Origin of the sequence: Sphaerospermopsis kisseleviana CS-549 (assembly GCF_028329225.1) — a bacterium.
GTDB classification, from domain to species: Bacteria; Cyanobacteriota; Cyanobacteriia; order Cyanobacteriales; family Nostocaceae; genus Sphaerospermopsis; species Sphaerospermopsis kisseleviana.
This window is the reverse complement of the sequence record NZ_JAQMTI010000318.1, coordinates 1-19,624: the sequence shown is the minus strand read 5'-3', so window position 1 is coordinate 19,624 and position 19,624 is coordinate 1. Positions and strand designations below refer to the sequence as shown.

21 protein-coding genes and 1 pseudogene are annotated in these 19,624 nt (G+C 36.5%); 11 read left to right on the top strand and 11 right to left on the bottom strand.

Annotation, left to right across the window (positions count from 1 at the left end):
* Window positions 1–52 precede the first annotated feature (52 nt).
* Complete coding sequence (locus tag PN497_RS24460; protein WP_096571987.1) at window positions 53–346, top strand: hypothetical protein; 294 nt, start codon at window positions 53–55, stop codon at window positions 344–346.
* Between the two features lie 106 nt (window positions 347–452).
* Here the strand turns inward: PN497_RS24460 and PN497_RS24455 are convergent, their stop codons facing one another.
* The gene (locus tag PN497_RS24455; RefSeq protein WP_096571988.1) at window positions 453–1,037 is read right to left on the bottom strand and encodes a cytochrome b; all 585 of its coding nucleotides are present in this window, start codon (window positions 1,035–1,037) and stop codon (window positions 453–455) included.
* A 133-nt stretch (window positions 1,038–1,170) separates the two neighbouring features.
* Complete coding sequence (locus PN497_RS24450; RefSeq protein ID WP_096571989.1) at window positions 1,171–1,731, bottom strand: Uma2 family endonuclease; 561 nt, start codon at window positions 1,729–1,731, stop codon at window positions 1,171–1,173.
* Window positions 1,732–1,917: 186 nt separating this feature from the next.
* On the opposite strand from PN497_RS24450, the gene PN497_RS24445 reads away from it, so the two are divergent.
* From PN497_RS24445 to PN497_RS24435, 3 genes and pseudogenes are all read left to right on the top strand, one after another.
* Window positions 1,918–2,481, top strand: coding sequence for a hypothetical protein (locus PN497_RS24445; RefSeq protein ID WP_096571990.1), 564 nt, complete (start codon window positions 1,918–1,920; stop codon window positions 2,479–2,481).
* The gene (locus PN497_RS24440; protein WP_096571991.1) at window positions 2,459–2,869 is read left to right on the top strand and encodes a type II toxin-antitoxin system death-on-curing family toxin; all 411 of its coding nucleotides are present in this window, start codon (window positions 2,459–2,461) and stop codon (window positions 2,867–2,869) included. Before PN497_RS24445 ends, PN497_RS24440 begins: the two co-directional genes overlap by 23 nt.
* 115 nt (window positions 2,870–2,984) lie before the next feature.
* Window positions 2,985–3,548, top strand: a pseudogene (locus PN497_RS24435) (Uma2 family endonuclease).
* A gap of 82 nt (window positions 3,549–3,630) precedes the next feature.
* Here PN497_RS24435 and PN497_RS24430 read toward each other — a convergent pair.
* From PN497_RS24430 to bchH, 3 genes are all read right to left on the bottom strand, one after another.
* The gene (locus PN497_RS24430; RefSeq protein ID WP_272111000.1) at window positions 3,631–3,858 is read right to left on the bottom strand and encodes a type II toxin-antitoxin system HicA family toxin; all 228 of its coding nucleotides are present in this window, start codon (window positions 3,856–3,858) and stop codon (window positions 3,631–3,633) included.
* A complete protein-coding gene (locus PN497_RS24425) occupies window positions 3,858–4,064 on the bottom strand; it encodes a type II toxin-antitoxin system HicB family antitoxin (protein WP_096571993.1) in 207 nt (68 codons plus the stop codon). The genes PN497_RS24430 and PN497_RS24425 overlap by 1 nt, the downstream gene beginning before the upstream one ends.
* A gap of 100 nt (window positions 4,065–4,164) precedes the next feature.
* Window positions 4,165–7,902, bottom strand: a complete 3,738-nt coding sequence (bchH, locus tag PN497_RS24420) for a magnesium chelatase subunit H (protein WP_096571994.1) — start codon at window positions 7,900–7,902, stop codon at window positions 4,165–4,167.
* A gap of 309 nt (window positions 7,903–8,211) precedes the next feature.
* Here bchH and PN497_RS24415 point away from each other — a divergent pair, with 309 nt between their 5' ends.
* Window positions 8,212–9,219 (top strand): N-acetylmuramoyl-L-alanine amidase, encoded by a 1,008-nt coding sequence (locus tag PN497_RS24415; RefSeq protein WP_096571995.1) that lies wholly within the window; start codon window positions 8,212–8,214, stop codon window positions 9,217–9,219.
* Window positions 9,220–9,292: 73 nt separating this feature from the next.
* Here the strand turns inward: PN497_RS24415 and PN497_RS24410 are convergent, their stop codons facing one another.
* Both PN497_RS24410 and PN497_RS24405 read right to left on the bottom strand, forming a co-directional pair.
* The gene (locus PN497_RS24410; protein WP_096571996.1) at window positions 9,293–10,273 is read right to left on the bottom strand and encodes a CHAD domain-containing protein; all 981 of its coding nucleotides are present in this window, start codon (window positions 10,271–10,273) and stop codon (window positions 9,293–9,295) included.
* 146 nt (window positions 10,274–10,419) lie between these two features.
* The gene (locus PN497_RS24405) at window positions 10,420–10,824 is read right to left on the bottom strand and encodes an NIL domain-containing protein (protein ID WP_096571997.1); all 405 of its coding nucleotides are present in this window, start codon (window positions 10,822–10,824) and stop codon (window positions 10,420–10,422) included.
* 66 nt (window positions 10,825–10,890) lie between these two features.
* Here PN497_RS24405 and PN497_RS24400 point away from each other — a divergent pair, with 66 nt between their 5' ends.
* Entirely contained in the window at window positions 10,891–11,466 is a 576-nt protein-coding gene (locus PN497_RS24400; RefSeq protein ID WP_096571998.1) for a thioredoxin family protein, read from the top strand.
* Between the two features lie 61 nt (window positions 11,467–11,527).
* Here PN497_RS24400 and PN497_RS24395 read toward each other — a convergent pair whose 3' ends face one another.
* Entirely contained in the window at window positions 11,528–11,761 is a 234-nt protein-coding gene (locus PN497_RS24395) for a DUF6737 family protein (protein ID WP_096571999.1), read from the bottom strand.
* Window positions 11,762–11,870: 109 nt separating this feature from the next.
* Here PN497_RS24395 and PN497_RS24390 point away from each other — a divergent pair, with 109 nt between their 5' ends.
* Window positions 11,871–12,968: a Gfo/Idh/MocA family protein gene (locus PN497_RS24390; protein ID WP_096572000.1), complete on the top strand. Its 1,098-nt coding sequence runs from the start codon at window positions 11,871–11,873 to the stop codon at window positions 12,966–12,968.
* 115 nt (window positions 12,969–13,083) lie between these two features.
* Here PN497_RS24390 and PN497_RS24385 read toward each other — a convergent pair whose 3' ends face one another.
* From PN497_RS24385 to PN497_RS24375, 3 genes are all read right to left on the bottom strand, one after another.
* Entirely contained in the window at window positions 13,084–13,335 is a 252-nt protein-coding gene (locus PN497_RS24385; RefSeq protein WP_190347993.1) for a hypothetical protein, read from the bottom strand.
* The gene (locus tag PN497_RS24380; RefSeq protein WP_096572002.1) at window positions 13,319–13,594 is read right to left on the bottom strand and encodes a BrnT family toxin; all 276 of its coding nucleotides are present in this window, start codon (window positions 13,592–13,594) and stop codon (window positions 13,319–13,321) included. The genes PN497_RS24385 and PN497_RS24380 overlap by 17 nt, the downstream gene beginning before the upstream one ends.
* A 179-nt stretch (window positions 13,595–13,773) precedes the next feature.
* Window positions 13,774–14,796, bottom strand: a complete 1,023-nt coding sequence (locus PN497_RS24375; protein WP_096572003.1) for a DMT family transporter — start codon at window positions 14,794–14,796, stop codon at window positions 13,774–13,776.
* 5 nt (window positions 14,797–14,801) lie between these two features.
* On the opposite strand from PN497_RS24375, the gene hisA reads away from it, so the two are divergent.
* The 4 genes from hisA to phoU all read left to right on the top strand — a co-directional run bounded on the left by hisA (window position 14,802) and on the right by phoU (window position 19,367).
* Window positions 14,802–15,575 carry a 1-(5-phosphoribosyl)-5-[(5-phosphoribosylamino)methylideneamino]imidazole-4-carboxamide isomerase gene (gene hisA, locus PN497_RS24370; protein ID WP_096572004.1) on the top strand — a complete coding sequence of 258 codons (774 nt, stop codon included), beginning with the start codon at window positions 14,802–14,804 and terminating at the stop codon, window positions 15,573–15,575.
* A gap of 969 nt (window positions 15,576–16,544) precedes the next feature.
* Window positions 16,545–17,297 (top strand): winged helix-turn-helix domain-containing protein, encoded by a 753-nt coding sequence (locus PN497_RS24365; protein ID WP_096572005.1) that lies wholly within the window; start codon window positions 16,545–16,547, stop codon window positions 17,295–17,297.
* A 53-nt stretch (window positions 17,298–17,350) separates the two neighbouring features.
* On the top strand, window positions 17,351–18,673 hold the full coding sequence (locus PN497_RS24360) for a sensor histidine kinase (RefSeq protein WP_096572006.1): 1,323 nt from the start codon (window positions 17,351–17,353) through the stop codon (window positions 18,671–18,673).
* 28 nt (window positions 18,674–18,701) lie between these two features.
* On the top strand, window positions 18,702–19,367 hold the full coding sequence (gene phoU / locus PN497_RS24355; protein WP_096572007.1) for a phosphate signaling complex protein PhoU: 666 nt from the start codon (window positions 18,702–18,704) through the stop codon (window positions 19,365–19,367).
* Window positions 19,368–19,624: the final 257 nt, after the last annotated feature.

The following is a 19,624-nucleotide window of genomic DNA, read 5'->3' as shown; positions in this document are numbered from 1 at the left end:
TGTCCCATCAGCATACTATGTAGCGCAATAAGTTTTTGTTATCTAAACCATCATGAAATCTATTCTGCAAACCTACATAGAGAAAGAGATATGGTTGTTAATCAGAGATAAATGGTATTTGGCAACAATTATCGGGGTTGTAGATGACTTATTGTGGTTTAAACACAGAACGCACAACAAAGAGACAGAAGAAGATACTTTGTGGGAAATGGTGGTGAAAATCAGTGAAGTCATTGCTATTGATAAAGTGATATCTGTAATGAGTAGAAAACCAGATGTATTTATGTCTAGGTTATTGGAAGCAGATAACACGATACATAATAATCAACAGGAACATGAACAATAATCAGCTAATTATGTAAGGAGTCAAGAGTCAGGAGTTGCTTTCCTTCCTTCCTATACCCTATTCTCACTGATAACTGATAATTGTAAAACTCAGAAAACTTGCGTCATTAGTTACTAGATAAATTATTCCCAAGTGTGATAGTTTTGGTAAATTTACGCCAAAGCGATCGCACTACTTTTTTTTGTTGAATTGAGTGTAGAATAATAAAAGCCAAAAATGTGTAAGCTAACCAAAAATGTAAACTTCTACCGACTTCCACCATTGCCGAATTTTGGGGAAACATATCAGGTAACAGAATACCAAAAACTTTAACATTATTACTTTTAAAAGAATTAGAAAGTAAGAAACCCGTAACAGGAACAACCCACATAAAGATATACAAACTGGTATGAAGGGCGACAGTTTGAAACCATTCGGTAGTGAATTTAGGAAATTTTTTTGTATATTTGCGCCACCAAACCCGCAACAATACTAAAATTCTCCAAGTGAGAATGGCCATTGTTAAAGCACCAATTGATTTGTGAAAATCGTAAAGAGAAGGACGAATAAAAACCTCTCTTGGCAACCTGGACATAATTGTACCAGTTAAAAATAGGATTAAATAACCAATTGACATCCACCAATGGATAGACATGAGGTGTTTAAATGCGGAATTTTGTCTAGGTTTAGAGGGTGTATTAGTTGAAATCATATATTATGATTGGTTTTTATCTATGATTATGAACATTTGTAAATTTAGTTTAGCAAGGATTTAAGTTATACGCTTGTGTTTTTGGGTTAAGGTAGATTGAAGGTAGTGGAAAATATCGCCCGGTAGATATCTACTACAAAAAACTTACATCTTCATATAAATAATTCATATTTCCCTGAAAATTAATACTTTGCAGTTCAAAACATGATTGTGTATAAGATTGTAATACCCATAAACCTTGATCATTCCGTCGGAAACAATCTACTTGATGTTTTTTGACATCAATTAAAACATATTCTTGTAAAGTTTCGATATTTTGATAGTCTTTAAATTTATCACCCCGATCAAATGCTTCTGTAGAATCAGATAATATTTCAATAATTAAACATGGGAATTTTTTATAATTTAATAATCCTTTATCTCTTTCATCACAAGTAACCATCACATCAGGATAGTAAAAACGATTGATGGTTTCTATTCTGGTTTTCATGTCAGTAAAAAAAACTCGACATCCACTACCACGAATGTGATTCCGAATGAGAGTAAAAATATTACCTGTTACTGTAATATGAGGATCTGACGCACCAGCCATTGCGTAGATGTAACCGTTGATGTATTCATGTTTGACGGGACTTTTTTCTTCCAGTGCTAAATATTGTTCGGGAGTGATGTAAATATCGTGATTTGCGATCATATATTAAAATGGGTTTAGTACATATTTTTATGTTTTATTATAATAGATTTATTGCCAATTTTGTCAAAATACTGATTTTAGGACTCAAGATTATGTATTTTTGAGTTAAAATAGTTTTAGGAAGGCACATAATGTCACCATAAAGGTAGATAAGGTATGGTATACAGCTTTACATTCCCACAACAGATGATTGACAACATTCAAGATAAATTAGCTGATTTTGATCAAGGACTGAATAAAGCTGAATATTCTTTACTTATAGGAATGATTGATTCGTATCGTCAGCGTGTTGATGATTTGATGGAATTGTACCAAAAAATTACTAATTATAATAAAATTTCAGATAAATTTCAAGCAAAAAAAGAACAGGGAGAATTAGACATTAAACTCTTTGTAAGACTTAATTTTATCCTCAAGGGTATATTAGATAAATATTTGTATTTTTTTATAGAAGATTCTGATAAAGAATCCATTAAAAGAATGACCTTGGATGCTGTCAAGTTTTACAAAAAAACAGAACATTTTTCGGTAAATAGAAGTGATATCAAGGATGAGAATTTCCTTATTTTAGAAACAAAAAAACACCTGATACAATCACTAATTAAAGCTAGTTTACAAATTAAAGCACTATCTGAAGAAGAAATTAATGCTTTTAACTTAGGAGATATAACACCTCAAGAATCAGAAGCCATGTTAATTTCTTTAGCATCTACAAAAAAATGGGATTATGTGTATAGAAAACTGGCATAATCCTAAATTCATTAATAAAGAAGATGTATTAAGTATACATAAAAAACAGATTAACCTATATGGTGGATCAGAAGGTATCCGCGATAAAGGTTTATTAGATTCTGCAATTTACCAACCTCAAGTAAGTTTTGGAGGTGAATTATTACATCCAACAATTTATGAACAAGCAGCAGCATATTTATTTCACATTTGTAAAAATCATGCTTTTGTAGATGGTAATAAACGCACAGCTTTTGATGTGATGGTGACGTTTTTAAATATCAATGATTATGATTTGAATATGACACCAGAGGAAGCATATCAATTAACAATGCAGGTTGCTGATAATAAAGTGAGTAAGGAAGATTTGATAGAAATATTGAGAGATTGTATTATAGAATTATTTTAACAGATGATTCTTGATAAGATTGTAATATCCATAACCCTTGAAAATTAGAACGGAAAAAATCTACTTGAGGTTTTTACATCAAAAAACATATTACTTAAAGGCTAAGAGTAGTTAAATGAACACAGTCACCTTAAACCTAGATCCAATTATTCGCCTTACAGATGAACAATTTTACCAACTCTGTATGGCCAATAAAGATGTAAGCTTAGAACTAAATGCAGAAGGAGAGTTAATTATTGTGCCACCAGTAGGAGGAGAAAGCGGCCGTAGTGAAGCCGACTTAAATTTTAAAGTCAGTCTGTGGAATTACCAAACAAAATTAGGGATAGTATTTAGTTCCTCAACAATATTCCGACTTCCCAATGGTGCAAAACGTTCACCTGATGTTGCTTGGATAAAATTAGAACGCTGGGAAGCATTAACAGAAGAAGAACGAAAGAAATTTCCCCCACTTACACCAGACTTTATCATTGAACTGAGATCAGAAACCGATAGATTGAAAACTCTGCAAGAAAAAATGCAGGAATATATAGATAATGGTTTGCGTTTGGGTTGGTGAATTAACCCACAGGATAAAGAAGTAGAAATTTATAGAAGTGGAAAACCTGTAGAAATTGTCCAACTTTCTGCTGTACTTTCCGGGGAAGATGTTTTACCAGGGTTTGAATTACAAATTTGAACCCTAGATTAAAGTCAACTGATTGTTAGATAAAACATTTGGTTGGGTTGCGCGTTGCTTAATCCAACCTACGATCATAATCTTAATTCTCCAACATTTCTATAAATTCTTCTACTGTTATTCCTGCTTTAGAAATAAGACTGCGTAAAGTACCCCGCGCTACTTGATTATGATTAGGGATAGAAAGAGTAGCAGGATGTCCTTCTTTGGTCATAATAATATGACTTCCGCGTTGACGAGAAACTTCCCAGCCAAGTTTTGTAAAAGTTTTAATAACCTCCGCAGGTTTTAATATTGGTACAGATGGCATTATATATACACTTCCACTTCACGAGTTATTACTGTTAAAGGCATCCCTTTTTCTAACCTAACTTCTAAACATTCCCTAATAGCTTCTTGAATATTTTCCTGTGCTTCTGCTTCAGTTATTCCTTGACTGACACAACCAGGAATAGAGGGACATTCAACAATAAACATCCCATCTTCATCTTGAAACATAGTAATGATAAATTTCATGATGTTTTTATTTGATTTATCAATTTAATTGTACTGTAAATGTGTTGGGTTGCGTGGTGCTTAACCCAACCTACAGTTTAAAATTTGAATCTTGAATTTTCTAAACTGTCACACCTTCTAATTGTTCATCACTCAATTCATACAACTGACGCAATTTTTCCAACCTATTACCATCAGCATTCCATAAACCGCGCCCGTGTGCTTCCAACATTCTACTAACAATATTTCTAAAAGCTTCCGGGTTTGCTTTGCGTAACTTTTCCGCCATTTCTGCATCTAAAGCATAAGTATCCGCAGCTTGTTCATAAACCCAATGATCTCGAAAATCAGCAGTTCCACCCCAACCTATTAAAGCCGTCATTCGTTGGGAAATTTCAAAAGCACCACCAGAACCTTGGTTAGCCATTGCTTCCGCCCATTTAGGATTTAATAACTTAGTTCGGTACTCCATTCTTAACAAATCATCTAAATTTCTAGGGGTGGTATCCTTAGAAAAACTTTCCACAAAACTAGCTGTAACTTTTTTCCCGCTTTGTTGTTCAGCCGCTTTTTTTAAACCTCCAGTATTGGCATAATATTCCTGAATATCAGTTAAACCATATTCAACAGAATCTATTTCTTGAACAATGCGATCGCTCGTTTTTAATAATGTCTGCAAAACCTCCGGCCTAGCTTGTCCTTTATCCTTTCTTCCATAACTAAAAACATTGCGACTTTCCCAAGTTTTACCCAACTCCTCGCCATTTTCCCAATTACCATCAACCACTCTATCATTAACCAAAGAACCAAAATCACCAGAGGGGTTAGAAAACAATCTTGCTGAGGAATTTTCCACACCTTGCGCTTTTAATTCTAAAGCGTGTTTTCTAATAAAATTCTGTTCTTCCGGTTCATCAACTTCCGCAGCACGTCGAAATAAATCATCCAATAATTCAATAATATTCACAAAACTATCACGGAAAATACCAGATAAATTTCCTAACACATCAATGCGCGGATGTCCCACATCAGAAAGAGGTTTTAAATCATATCTTACTATCCTTCCCGTTCCCTCCTTCACAGGTTCAGCACCCACCAATTCTAACAGAATACCAAGAGATTCACCCTTAGTTTTAATAGCATCCAAACCCCATAATAAAACCGCCACAGTTTCAGGATATTTCTGATGTTCTGCTAAATGCTGATCAATAATCTTCCGTGCAATTTCCCTACCTCTTTCATAAGCAGCAGGAGAAGGCATTCTATAAGGATCTAAAGCGTGAATATTTCTCCCAGTAGGTAACACACCCGCCCCATCCCTCAACAAATCTCCACCCGGTGCAGGAGGAATAAACTCACCATTTAAACCCCGCAAAAGATTCGTCAACTCATCAGTAGATTGATTCAACAAACTTGTAATTATTTTCTCTTCTTCTTCTCTTCTTTCTTCGCGTCTTTGCGGTTTGTTCTCTTCTCCAAAAAAAGCATCCAAATAACCCTTTAACTCCTCCTCACTTGGCGCTTCACCTAAAGTATGTAAACCAGAAGAAAACAACCGATTTTCTAACACCTGCAAATACTCATACAACTTAATTAAATAATCATCAAAAGCATGACCACTAAACATCCTGACATTTTCCGGCGTAAAAGCAATACCCAATTTTTTCGCATCATCAAAAGGACAATCAACATCCAAACCAGTATCAACAATCTTCTTACAAATACCTTCTTTTAGCACATAATTCTTCTTTGGATCTTCCCGATATTCTGCGATTAAATCCCGTAAACTTACCAACTCCTTATATAAACCCGCACGACCATAGGGTGGTACATTATGAGAAATTAAAACCCCATAACCACGACGTTTAGCTAAAATTGATTCTGAAGGATTATTAGCAGCATAGATATATAAATTTGGCAGATTTCCTAACAGAATATCCGACCAAGAATAACCAGTATTTCCTAAAGGTGAACCAGGCAACCATTCCACAGTTCCGTGCATTCCAAAATGGACAATTGCATCAGCTTGAAATTCATTTTGCAACCACTTATAAAAAGCAGCATATTGAGGATGGGGAGTTAAATCTCGCTCAAACATTAACCGCATCGGGTCGCCTTGTATTCCTAAAGGTGGCTGAACACTTATCCAAACATTTCCTAATTTTACACCTCCAAGATGTAATTCATCGCCATAGGTTTTAATTCCTGCACCTGTTAAAGATTTCCATTGTTTTTCAATTTTAGAAGTGCGGAGATATCCTAACCATTTTTCTAATTTTCTAGCATTGACAGTATTAGCATCTGTGGGGAAGGGTTTATCTTTTTCCCAGGTTTCCATTTCTTCATCTATTGCTTTTACTTGTTTAATTAATTCCTCTCCATCTTCAGGAATTTTCCCTACTGTATAACCTTGTTCTTTAAGTGCATGAAGTAATTTAATTAAACTGCGAGGAACATTTAATAAAGCAGCAGTTCCTACAGCACCATAACCAGGAGGAAAACCATATAAAATTATGGCAATTTTTCTTTCTGATGCTAATTTTTGACGTAAGGAAACCCAATTTTTAACTCTATCAATTAACCTTTGTACTCTTTCTGGAACTAAATAAATATCTTCACCAACTAAACCACCTAAAGGTATAGTATCAATTGCCCCATCTAATTCAGGAAGTGCATATAAAACTACACTTTGTAAACCGCCAATTCCTTGACGAGTCCATGAATGAATATCTTGAATTAATAAAGGTGCAGCGACAATATAGGGAATATTTTTAGCAGTTAAAATGCGTTTTGCAACTTCTATTTGTCTTCCCGCTTCCATTGAACCCGCAGGTCCACCAACTAAAGGAAACCCAATTGTAGAAATGATCGCATCAACTTTGACTGCTGCTGAAGAAAGGGAAGGAGTTTCAATATTTCCTTGTTGTCTTTGTTGGGTTTCATAGTCGGTTGTCATCCAGTCACGCACAGCAACATGACCTTCAACTCCGTTAATAAAAATTGGTAAAGGTATTAAACCCGAATCTTCAAATTTTCTGATTAATTGGGGGATATAATTCTGTTTTGTAATGACGTGCTTTCTATAAAGTAAAATTCCGATAACTGGGGACTGGTGACTGGGGACTGGTGACTGGGTAATTTTATTCTTTTCTTTCTCCTGACTCCTGACTCCTGACTCCTGACTCCTTTTTTCATACCACTCCAAATATGCTTTAGGTGATGTAAAATACCCTGGATAGTCGGGATGTAATAAACCCATGTTGGGGGTTTCGATAGGTGCAGGAATATCACCGACTTGTAAATCTAAGTATTTTCCCGCAAGTGTCCAAAATAAAGCTGCTACATTTTCCGTTCCTCCTGCGTTCCAGTAACCGTAGATAATGAGCCAGTTGCGGAGGTCTTGGACTTTTTGTACTGGTACGAATTTTAATAGTTTTGGTCCAATTTTTAAGAAACTTATATAACCTGCGAGTTTGTCTTCTTCTTTACCATTACTGAATTTATCGAGTATGAATTTAACAGGTTTAGGCATTCCTTTAGGTTTATCACCAATAGAAAACGCGCCTATTTTCGTTAAACTCATTAATTCTAGTGCTGATTCAAAAATAAGCCGGATGGGAATGTTAGCAATATGTTCTCTTAACCATAAAACTTGGTCATAATCGAAAATTAAACTGCCAAAAAATACATCAGCACCTTTAAGTGCGGCTTGTACCTCGTCTGGGTTGGTGGTAATATTGCGATCGCTAAAAACGCGAATATCTAACTCAGGACAGCGAGAAACAGCCAAAAAAGCCGCTTTTCGGTACAAATCAGCGTTAAACGATTCAAAACCAGCAATTAAGACAATACGTTTCATGTCACTCAGTTACGAAATCTTTCTTTACTGTGATCTTAAACATTGTTGCGGACTAATGGGGGAATATCTACCTAAAGAGTAGAATATCTCATTTGCCTATTGAAACTGAAGTTAAGATGGATTTACCTTTTTTCACTGTATTGGGAAATTTACAAGTTACATTGTGATTACATAAATATCTAGTTGCTGTCGATTTTGAGCAATTATAATATGTGATATCATAATTCTGGTTTTTGACTAGAAAAAATCCCAAACAAGCCCATTTTTTTAATTAAATCTTTTCTGTTGAAAGTACGTTGAGGATACACCATGAAATTTGGAATTGATATGGGGCATAATTGTCCTCCAGATACGGGAGCTAGAGGAATTAGATTTGAAGATAACTTAACTATGGAGGTGGGAAATAAAGTTATAGCTAAGTTAAAAAGCTTAGGTCATGAAGCAATATCTTGTACACCAAATAGTGCCAGATCAGTCAGTCAATCTCTGGGTAGACGTTGTGATATAGCTAATAGAAACAAAGTTGATGTTTTTATTTCTATTCATTTCAATGCCTTTAATGGGCAAGCTAATGGAACAGAAGTATTTGCTATGAGTGATGCTGGGAGAAAAATTGCCAAACCAGTATTAGATGAAATTATCAAGTTAGGATTTTTTAATCGCGGTGTCAAGAACGGCTCTCATTTGTATGTGCTTAGAAATACAAATATGCCAGGTATTCTCATAGAATGTTGCTTTATTGATTCCGCGAAAGATATGCAACTTTATGATGGGGAAGCAATGGCCAATGCTATTGTTACAGGGTTAACTGGTAAAGTAGTATCACCAGCATCAAACCCAGTATCAAACCCAGTATCAAACCCAGTATCAAACCCTGTTAACACAGTTCGAGAACCTGTAAACATAGTGCGAGATGAGGAACAAAATACAGATACTTCTGTTCTCAGATTGCAACAAGCTTTAAATCGACTACAAATAACTGATAGAAATAATAGGCGTTTAGTCGAGGATAATATCATCGGACCATCCACAACTTCTGCTGTAGAGAAGTTTCAAAGAATTGTGGGAATTATTCCCAGTGGAATGGCAACTAGCACTACATGGAATGCCATTAATCAGATATTATCAAAACGATTAGTGCAAGGAAATCAAACCACCGGACCAGTAATGAGATATATACAACATCGTGTAGGTACTGTTGCAGATGGTATTTATGGTCGCAATACAGAAGCGGCAATTAAGAGATTTCAACAGCAAAATGGTTTAACTGCTGATGGTATTATTGGTCCTGCAACTTGGCAGAAATTAATAGGTTAATGAACAATTGATAGTTGATAGTTGATAATTAATAATTAATAATTAATAATTATCAATTATCAATTATCAATTATCAATTATCAATTGATAAAGATGGCAATATTGTTAAATATAAATTCTGTCTCGTTTCTGGTTTTAAATATTGCTGTTGTAGTGGTTGCCACTGCTGCCATAATTGGTAACGATTTACAGCTAATAAAGTTATTAGACCACTTATTTGCTCGTTAATTTCTGACTTAAAGATATTTTCCAGCCACTCATTTAAAACCATGCTATCTTGCAGCATTCCCAAAATTTCTTGGATACTTTTTACCTGTGAAATATGTGTGGTAAAAGCTTCACCGTATAAATCAGTAAATAATTCCATTTGATAGCGAACTCTTTTAGCTTGTTTTCGCAAATCATGAAGAATTTTCCCTTGATTTTTCAGATTTTTTTCTAACTCCTCCGGTGTCCAGTTGCTTTGTACAACTACTTCTGAGTTTACAACTTGAGTACCAACCATCCATCCTGGATGCAATAATAATTTACTGACTTCAGGTAACAGTAAATCTGGTAGCACTTGCTGAATTGGCAAATGTGCTAATGGTTGATAACTAGGCTTTTCTAACCATTGTTGAAAATGATTTTTCAAAGATTTATAAGTTTCATCTTTCAATATTTTTTGCACCTGGGAAAAAGCAACTTCCCGTTGTTTGGCTAAAGTAGAAAAAGCTATCTCTAAAGATGCTTGTTCCTTTGGAAGTAAATGTGGTTTATAATTATTTTCCAGTATCTCTTTTAAGACATCCAAATCTCGGAGATTTCCTAGTATTCTGGCAATTTTACCAATATTTTTATCGCTGGCTGATTTGGGTAAATTTAAACATAGCTCAAACCGACTAACTGCTGTACGTAAACGACGCATTCCCACACGCATTTGGTGTAGTGCTTCTGGATTTTCGTCTTTTTTAACTGATTTTTCCCATTTTATGGTTTTGTGAAAGTGTTTTTCGATTGCTTGGTATGCACAATCTCCTAGACTTTTGACTGTGGGTGTTGTGGCTAAGTTCATAGGTTATATCAATTCACTATCTCATCATATTTTTGCATCATAGCAGTAGCGAAAAATTGAAATCTATTATTTTATAGACTTTTTAACAACATTGGCTGCTAGTTATTTGATATGTAATTATTCAGATAATCTCATTTTTAAAGATTTTAAAGATTGGTAGAAATAGCCTGTACCGGACAAGTAGGAATACATTGTTCACAGACAATACAACGCGATCGCGTAAATGTAAGTTGATATGTATCTGGGTTGAGAGAAAGAGCTTCCGTTGGACAAACTCCAGTACACAAACCACAGTCAACGCATAGATCATCATCAATGACAATTTCACCTAAATTATGGGAAACACTGATGTGTTGCGATCGCATCCACTCAATAGCTGCATCTAGTTGATCAATATCCCCCAATAATTCCACTACCAGTTTACCAATTTGATTGGGGGCCACCTGAGCGCGGATAATATTCGCCGCAACATTAAAATCTTTTGCCAGTCGGTAAGTGACAGGCATTTGAATTGCACGTTTAGGAAAAGTCAGGGTGACTCGTTTTTTCATGGGTAAAAAACTAAGTTTTGCTAAACTAGATGATGAAACTGCTTAATAAGTCTTAATAAATAAATTATGAGTACAGATGCACCATTTAATGCTCCTACCAAGCCTGAATCTACATTGGGCAAGCGTTTGAGAAACTTCCTCATTGTTATTGTAGCGATCGCCCTGAGTGCTGCCCTATTTTTGGGACTGCAAACCCAGACAACCTCAGTTTCTCTCACCGAACTAGATGCTGCATCCACACCCTTAGAAGTTGCAGTTAGCAATAATAAACCCAGTTTAGTAGAATTTTATGCAGATTGGTGTACAGTCTGCCAAAAAATGGCACCCGACATAGCCGAACTCAAACAACAATATGCAGACAAATTAAACTTTGTCATGCTGAATGTAGATAATAACAAATGGTTGCCAGAAATGCTCAAATATCGAGTAGATGGTATTCCTCACTTTGTATTTTTGGGTAAACAAGGAGAAAGTATAGCCGAAGCTATTGGTGACATACCCCGTTCCATCATGGCCAGCAACTTAGAAGCTTTGGTAAATGGTTCTCCCCTACCCTACGCGCAAATGAGTGGTAAAACTTCCAAATTTTCCGCCCCAGTATCAACAAATAGTCAAGATGATCCCCGCAGTCATGGAGGGTAACTGGGTAATGGGTAATGGGTAATGGGTAATTAATGGGTAATTGGTAATTGATGATTACTCATTACTCATTACTTTTTTGGTCTAAAATGCCGCTTTCAATCATTAATTTTGGCCAGATTAATAAAAAGAAACCCATCCAACTTAATACAGGGATAGCAACAATAATTGTCAACCATATAAGTTTGAGTATTAACCAACTACCGCTAATTAATGTGATACCTGTGAGGATAATTGACCAAGGTTGACACCACCAAGGTTTATAATTCCAAGGATTGATAGTTTGTTTTTCATTCATCATACTAAATCCATAGATAAGAAATTGGATTTTATTTAAAACAATTAATAGTATCAATATTTAGTATAATACTAAAAGGTAAATTTAGCAAATAAATCAAAGATACAATATGATTGGGGTTGCAATTGTTGGTACTGGTTTTGGTCAAAAAGTACATATTCCCGCATTTCAAGCACATCACAAAACCAAAATAACTGCGGTTTATCATCGAGATATCAACAAAGCAAAAATCATTGCAGAAAATAATAATGTTCCTCATTTTAGTGATAACTTCACTGAAATTATCAATTTACCAGAAGTAGACGCTGTGAGTATTTCCACACCGCCATTTTTACATTATGAAATGGGGAAACAGGTATTAGAAGCTGGTAAACATCTGTTATTAGAAAAACCTGTAACTTTAAACGCAAATGAAGCTAAAGAATTATATCAATTAGCCAAAACTAAAAATGTCATTGCCACAGTAGATTTTGAATTTCGCTTTATTCCTGCATGGCAATATTTTCAGCAGTTGTTAAATACAAATTATGTGGGAAATATTCGGTTAATAAAAATTGACTGGTTAGGTTCTTCTCGTGCTGATACATCCCGTCCTTATAATTGGTATTCTCGCAAAGATCAAGGTGGTGGGGTATTGGGTTCTTTAGGTTCTCATGCTTTTGATTATATTAACTGGTTATTTGGACCAGTTAGGAAATTAAATGCTTATTTTAATACAGCTATTTCCCAAAGAATTGATCCTGTAAATGGGGAATTAAAAGCAGTAAATACAGATGATAATTGTTTGATATCTCTGGAATTAACAAATGGTATACCATGTCAAATTGCTATTAGTGCAGTAGTTCATGCACCCCGACCCCATTGGATAGAAGTTTATGGAGATAAAGGAACATTAGTTTTAGGAAGTGAAGAACAAAAAGATTATATTCACGGGTTTAAAATTTGGGGTTCTCAAGTTGGGGGAAGTTTAACAGAAATGGAAATTCCTCAACAATTATTATTTCCTCAACATTATGCTGATGGTCGAATTTGTGCATTTTTAAGAGTTGTAGATCAATGGGTGACAGGAATTGAAACTCAAAAGGAGATTATACCATCTTTAAAAGAAGGGGTTTATTCTCAATTATTGATGGATTTATCTCATCAATCACATGATTCTAGAATGTGGGTAGATGTTCCAAGTTTAGGAGAGTTTTTAGCTGAATAGTTAACTGTAGTGAGGAATTTATTCCTCCTTTGAGGACTGAAGTCCTCACTACGAAAATAATAATAGATAGTAATCAATCGGATGCTCGCCGCAGATGACCTTTAGCTTTTAAAGATCACGTTTGAGAGGTCTGCTCCAACGCATTGTTAGGCTTCTGTCTTTGGGCAATTTGCATGAGCAGCCGGAGTGCTTCATTAACCGCTTCACTTGTTGGAAATGCTTGAGCAACATCAGGATCGAGTAACACTACATTCGTTCCTGCCTTGTAGCGTTCGACATATTTCCCTCTAACACCACCCTGCATCTTGCTAAAGTCATACTCAGGTCTTAAGTCGTCTTCTAGTTCGTGGTTACTCTCCATCTTCATAAAACCTCCTTTCATTTCGGGTTGCCTCTCGCGCGCTAATAATCCGAACTCGATTTACTCGATCTGTATGAGGGACTATCAAGATACGATTGGTACTTGATAATCCAATGATAACGTAACGCTCCTCGCCAAAAGAGTGATCTGGGTCAGGAAATGTCACAGATAAAGGATCGTTAAAAACAGTAGATGCTTCCTTGAATGAAACACCATGCTTTTTCAAGTTTGAGTTCGCTTTGTCTGGATTCCATTCAAACTGCATCTAAACAATACTTAGTTACTATAATTCAAAATCTGAGTTTAGCATTAAAAAAGTGCATTACATTACATTTCATTGAGCCACCCAATCGGCGATCGCCTTAAAATTTAAAATTTATCGCAATATGCCCACAGAAACTTACACTAATAGCGATCGCTCTAGAAAATACTCTAGAAAATACTCTAAAAAATGCTTAATACACATACACCAACAATGATAATAATACAACCTAAGAATCTATGTTTAATATTTTTTTCATGAAAGAGGAAATAGCCATATCCTACAGTCATCAATAAACTGCTTTGTTTTACCGCCACGGAATTTGCTGCTACTGTAGATGCGATCGCCATCACATGACACCACATATCAAGTGCTTTTAAGCTACCTAATAAAACCAATTTATAGAAATTACTTTTTAACTTAGAAAACCAATTAGGAGAGCATAAGATTACAATAGGCAAAGTCATGATAGCTGTACAAAAATAGAGAGAAGCTGAGAAAAATAATGGTGAGGAATTTGTTGCCCCAATTTTATCAAAAGAAGTAGTTAAAGCCCAGAGAAAAGCTACTATTAACATTAATTGAGAAGATTGGGTAGTCATCAAAGATTTTAACGGTGCGAGATAATTGTTCTCCTTGGGCTTTATATTTAAAAAATATGCACCAAAACAGATTAATAAAATACCTATAAGTTGTGATTTTGCAGGAAACTCATTGAGAATTAAAGGAGAAGCGATCGCTAAAAATAACGGCGAAAATCCCATTAACGGTATAGTTAAAGATATATCTCCAAAACGCAACGCCCTCATATATAAAATGCCGCCAATAGTAGATAGAGTAGCATCAGCTAACAAAGCCCACCAAAAATCTTTCCCGATGGTAGGTATTGGGTTAGGTGATAATAACAACCAAGGAATATAAATAATTAGAGTAAATGCCCTTAGCGCCCAGGCAACTAAATACTCATCTAAGGGTTGATTGCCTTTATTTGTCACAACTTTACTAAAGACATCTCGCAGAGATTCAAAGGTAGCCGCCGCCAGTGAGAAGTATAGCCAAGTCATAGATTCAGTAAATGTAGGGTGTGTTAACGTCAGCGTAACTTTCCAACAACCTCTTAGGGTTTGCTGAGAAAGTCTTTTTGTGGGAATGGGGAATAGGTAATAATGGGGAAACATAAAATTAATTACCCAATCACCAATCACCAATTATGCAAGTAATACCAGCAATTGATTTATTAGAAGGTCGTTGTGTACGCCTATATAAAGGCGACTATGCACAATCGCAAGTATACAGCGAAAACCCCGCCGAAACTGCGAAAATGTGGGTAGACCAAGGTGCAACCAGATTACACTTAGTTGACTTAGATGGGGCAAAAGCTGGTAAAATCGTTAACCTAGCAGCCATTGAAGCCATCTGTAATGTAGTCTCAGTACCCATTGAAGTTGGTGGAGGTTTACGCGATCGCTCTAGTGTTGTACAATTATTTAATCTCGGTGTGCAATGGGGTATCCTGGGAACTGTGGCAGTCGAACAACCCCAGCTAGTCCAAGAACTTTGTCAAGAATTTCCCCAACAGATTATAGTTGGCATAGATGCCCGTAATGGTTTAGTTGCTACACGCGGTTGGTTAGAAACCTCGGAAGTTTTAGCTACCCAACTCGCTACCCAAATGCAAGAATTAGGTGCAGCAGCTATCATCTACACCGACATCAACCGTGATGGTACATTACAAGGACCGAATTTAGACGCATTACGAGAACTCGCAGCAGCAATTTCTATACCCGTCATCGCTTCTGGTGGTGTTAGTTCTGTTACCGATTTGTTAAGTTTATTATCTTTAGAACTCCAAGGAGTCACAGGTGTAATTGTGGGTAAAGCTTTGTATACTGGGGATATCTTGTTAAATGAAGCTTTAAAAGCCATTGGTCCTGGACGTATTCAAGATATTCCACCCAATTTGGACTTTTCTAGCTTTGCTTAAATAGGTGACATCAGTAATATCTCTGATAGATTTCGGGAATAATAGATATTGCTGATGTAGATAAAATCGGCACTAAATAAATATTACAGATAAATCTCATGTCTAACCAAAACAGTAATTCCAATCAAAATAACCAAAAAGCGCAAACAAATAATAAAGCCAAAAGTAAAAGACCACAACCACCAAAAGGACTAGGAAAACCAAAGACAGAATAGATTAATTGATAATTGATAATTGATAATTGATAATTGATAATTATCAATTATTTATTATTGATGGTTCTGCATTACATATTATGCTAAATTGCGTTTATCAAAACGATGAACCCCTTGCCACGCAATAAATACTGGCATTATTTAGGGCTTGCTGATAGCGTAGCGTGGCGTTAGCCATATAAATCTGAAAACTTTACAGGTAAAGGGTTTTAGCTATTTTGACTTGTACTGAGCGACTTGTACTGAGCGACTTGTACTGAGCGCAGTCGAAGTAAGTCGAAGTAAGCCGAAGTGCTTTCAAAAAGTGCAAGCTTGTATGAGGTGGCAACTGAAAAACCTTGCATTTAATTCCTACTTAAAGAAAAAATCGTTCCTATCCAACTTATGACTTACGCAAGATGTGACTGAAAACCTTATTCTTGCGTAGGGGTAATTCATGAATTACCCCTACTTTCGTTCACTTTTGCGTAAGTCCTGCAACTCTTGAAACTGTCACCTGTCACTGGTCTTTCACAGATAACTTTTTCAGCAAACCCAATACCCCGAATTCTAGTCGAGGGAATGTCAATTAACCAGAATAAATCACCAAAGTGGTTGAAAATACTTGTTCATTGCTAGGAAATGTGATTTATGATATATTTGAGTTGTGATATTCAATACAATCAGCCCAAAATAGCTACTCTGCAATCAATGTAGATGATGAGTAGTTAAGCAATTATCAAGACGAGTACAGTCTCAAAACCTTGTGCCATCAATGTATACCACTGAATTAACTAAATATTCTGCTAAAGCGGAACTTGGACAAACTAGCCGCATTCTAGTAGTAGAAGATGAAGAACTCATCCGAGAAATGCTAGTTATGGCTTTGGAAGAAGAAGGTTATGAAGTCATCACTGCTAATGATGGACGATCTGCTGTAGAGTATCTCAGAAATTGCGGATCCAATTCAGAAGAATCTGCTTTTGATTTGGTAATTTTAGACTTGATGCTACCGCAAATTAATGGATTAGATATTTGCAGGTTATTGCGTCATCAAGGTAACTCAGTACCTATTTTGATTCTCAGTGCTAAGGGTAGTGAAACTGACCGAGTTCTGGGTTTAGAAGTAGGAGCAGATGACTATTTAACCAAGCCATTTAGTATGCGGGAACTGGTGGCTAGATGTCGCGCCCTGCTCCGTCGGCAACGTTTAAGTAATTTACCATCAATACCCGTACTCAAGTATAAAGATATTAGTTTGAATCCTCAAGAATGCCGGGTGTTGGTGCGGGGAAAAGAGGTAAATTTATCACCAAAAGAATTCCGCTTGCTGGAACTATTTATGAGTTATGCTCGTCGAGTATGGTCACGGGAGCAATTGTTAGATCAGGTATGGGGACCTGATTTTCTAGGTGATAGCAAAACAGTAGATGTGCATATCCGCTGGTTACGGGAAAAGTTAGAGCAAGATCCCAGCCATCCAGAGTATATTGTGACTGTGAGAGGTTTTGGCTATCGTTTTGGCTAATTGGTGCATATAGTTGTTAGTTTTGAGTAATTAAATAGCAACTAACGACTCAAATGTTCTTATTGGGATTTCTTCTGGGTTTGGCAGTCGGCCTTGGTTTTTGGCTTTGGCAACAGTTTCAACTCAATAGTTATTTGGAGCGAGTGATCCAGCCTTTAAACTCCCATTCTTATAAAATAGCATTGCCTGTACTCCCCCGCTTACGGCAGGAAATGTCAATGGTGAAGCAACAGCAACAAGATTTGCAGTTGTCATTGCAAACCTACCAAGAACTGCTTGATTCTGCACCTTTAGGATATTTGCAAGTAGATGAGGAAAATCAACTATTATGGTGTAATCAGCAAGCACGGGAAATATTGCATCTGCAAAGGTGGCAACCTGGACAGGTGCGCTTACTGTTAGAGTTGGTAAGGTCTTATGAACTTGATCAATTAATTGAGCAAACCCGTGATTGGCAAAAACCCCAGGTGCGAGAATGGATTTTTCACCCTTCCCGTGATCATGCTAAAGCTATGTTAGAGTTAAAGCCTTTGGCTTTGGAGGCTACCAGTTTACCTTTACCAGCAGGACAGGTAGGTGTATTCTTAGAAAATCGCCAACCATTGCTAGATATGAATCAGCAGCGCGATCGCTCTTTTTCTGATCTCGCTCATGAACTGAGAACACCCCTCACTTCTATTCGTCTGGTAGCAGAAACCCTGCAAAGCCGTTTAGATCCGCCCTTGAATCGTTGGGTGAAGCGTTTGATGCAGGAAGTTGACCGGTTGATTAATTTGGTGCAAAGTTGGTTAGAACTAACACAAATGGAAACTAACTCCACCATGTTGTTACATCTGGAAACGGTGGAAGTGCGATCGCTGATTTTCTCAGTGTGGGAAAATTTAGAGCCATTAGCGCAATATCACAATCTTAATCTTTCTTATTCCGGTTTAGAAAGCATCAGCATCCAAGCTGATAAATCCCGCATTCACCAAGTATTTGTCAATTTATTAGATAACTGTATTAAATACACCCTCCCTCACACTAATATTCACATTGAAGTTAACGTGATTTCTGTGAGTGAATTTATGATGAACGATCATCAATCTCAACTATTGGAAATTAATATCATTGATTCTGGTCTTGGTTTTGCGCCTATAGATTTACCCCACGTCTTTGATCGATTTTACCGAGGAGACAAAGCCAGACACCATGAGCCTGAAAGTAGTGAAACCGCAATTACTGGTAGTGGTTTAGGTTTGTCCATCGTCCGCCAGATTATCATAGCCCACGGTGGCACAATCAAGGCCATGAACCATCCCGAAACCGGTGGTGCTTGGATACAAATTCACCTGCCTCAAGTCATGGCAAACCCACTAAGTGAAGACTATAGTTAAGAATATATAAAATTTTGAGATTAAAGATGTGAAAGCTGTTTTTTATCATCCCAACTTTGAACGACCTGAACCTGAACGCAGCATTAAGCGTTTAGAGCGCGATATATTGCGTATGGGAGCTTTGGTAGAACAATCATTTCGCCTGAGCCATCAAGCTTTATTTAATCGCGATTTAACCGCAGCTGAGAAACTTCCCCGATTAGATAAAAAAATTGACCACTTTTATAGACAAATAGAATCAGATTGTACATCCATGATGACACTGCAAGCACCTACACCTCAAGAGTTACGTTGTTTTAGTGCCTTTATGCAATTAGTACGAGACTTAGAACGTATTGGAGATTATGCCAAGGATTTAGCGGAAATAGCCATTAAAATATTTCCTTATCCACCTCATCCTTGTTTAACAGAGATTGCGCTGATGTCTGACCATGCCCAAGCAATGTTAGCAACTAGTTTAGTAGCTTTAGCAGATTTAGATGAAGTCAGTGGTCGGCGTATCAAATTTTTGGATGATGTTGTAGATAGTGCTTATGAAAATTTATATCGGATGTTAGCATCCCAGCGAGATGTTCCAGGGATTATTGAGCCAATTCTACTATTAACACTAGCAATTCGCTGTTTAGAGCGAATGGCAGATCACGCTACTAATATTGGACAACGAGTTGCATATATTGTCACAGGACAACGGTAGGCAGGAGGTAGGAGGCAGGGGAGATGGGGAAGAAAATTTTAGATTTTAGAAATGCACAGTTTTTCCAATCTATTCTTCAAAACCCTTGCACTAATTTCTTTCTTTATTAGCCTGTAGCCGATACAAAAAAGCTAACTAATGCTAACAAAAGTTGGCTTTTTCTTCCTGTTTCACCCTAGCAGTGTCGGCACTATCTAGTCCACAGGCTAACACGATCAATCTGACCGCTTCTTGTTTTAAATTAATCGCAGCGTTTA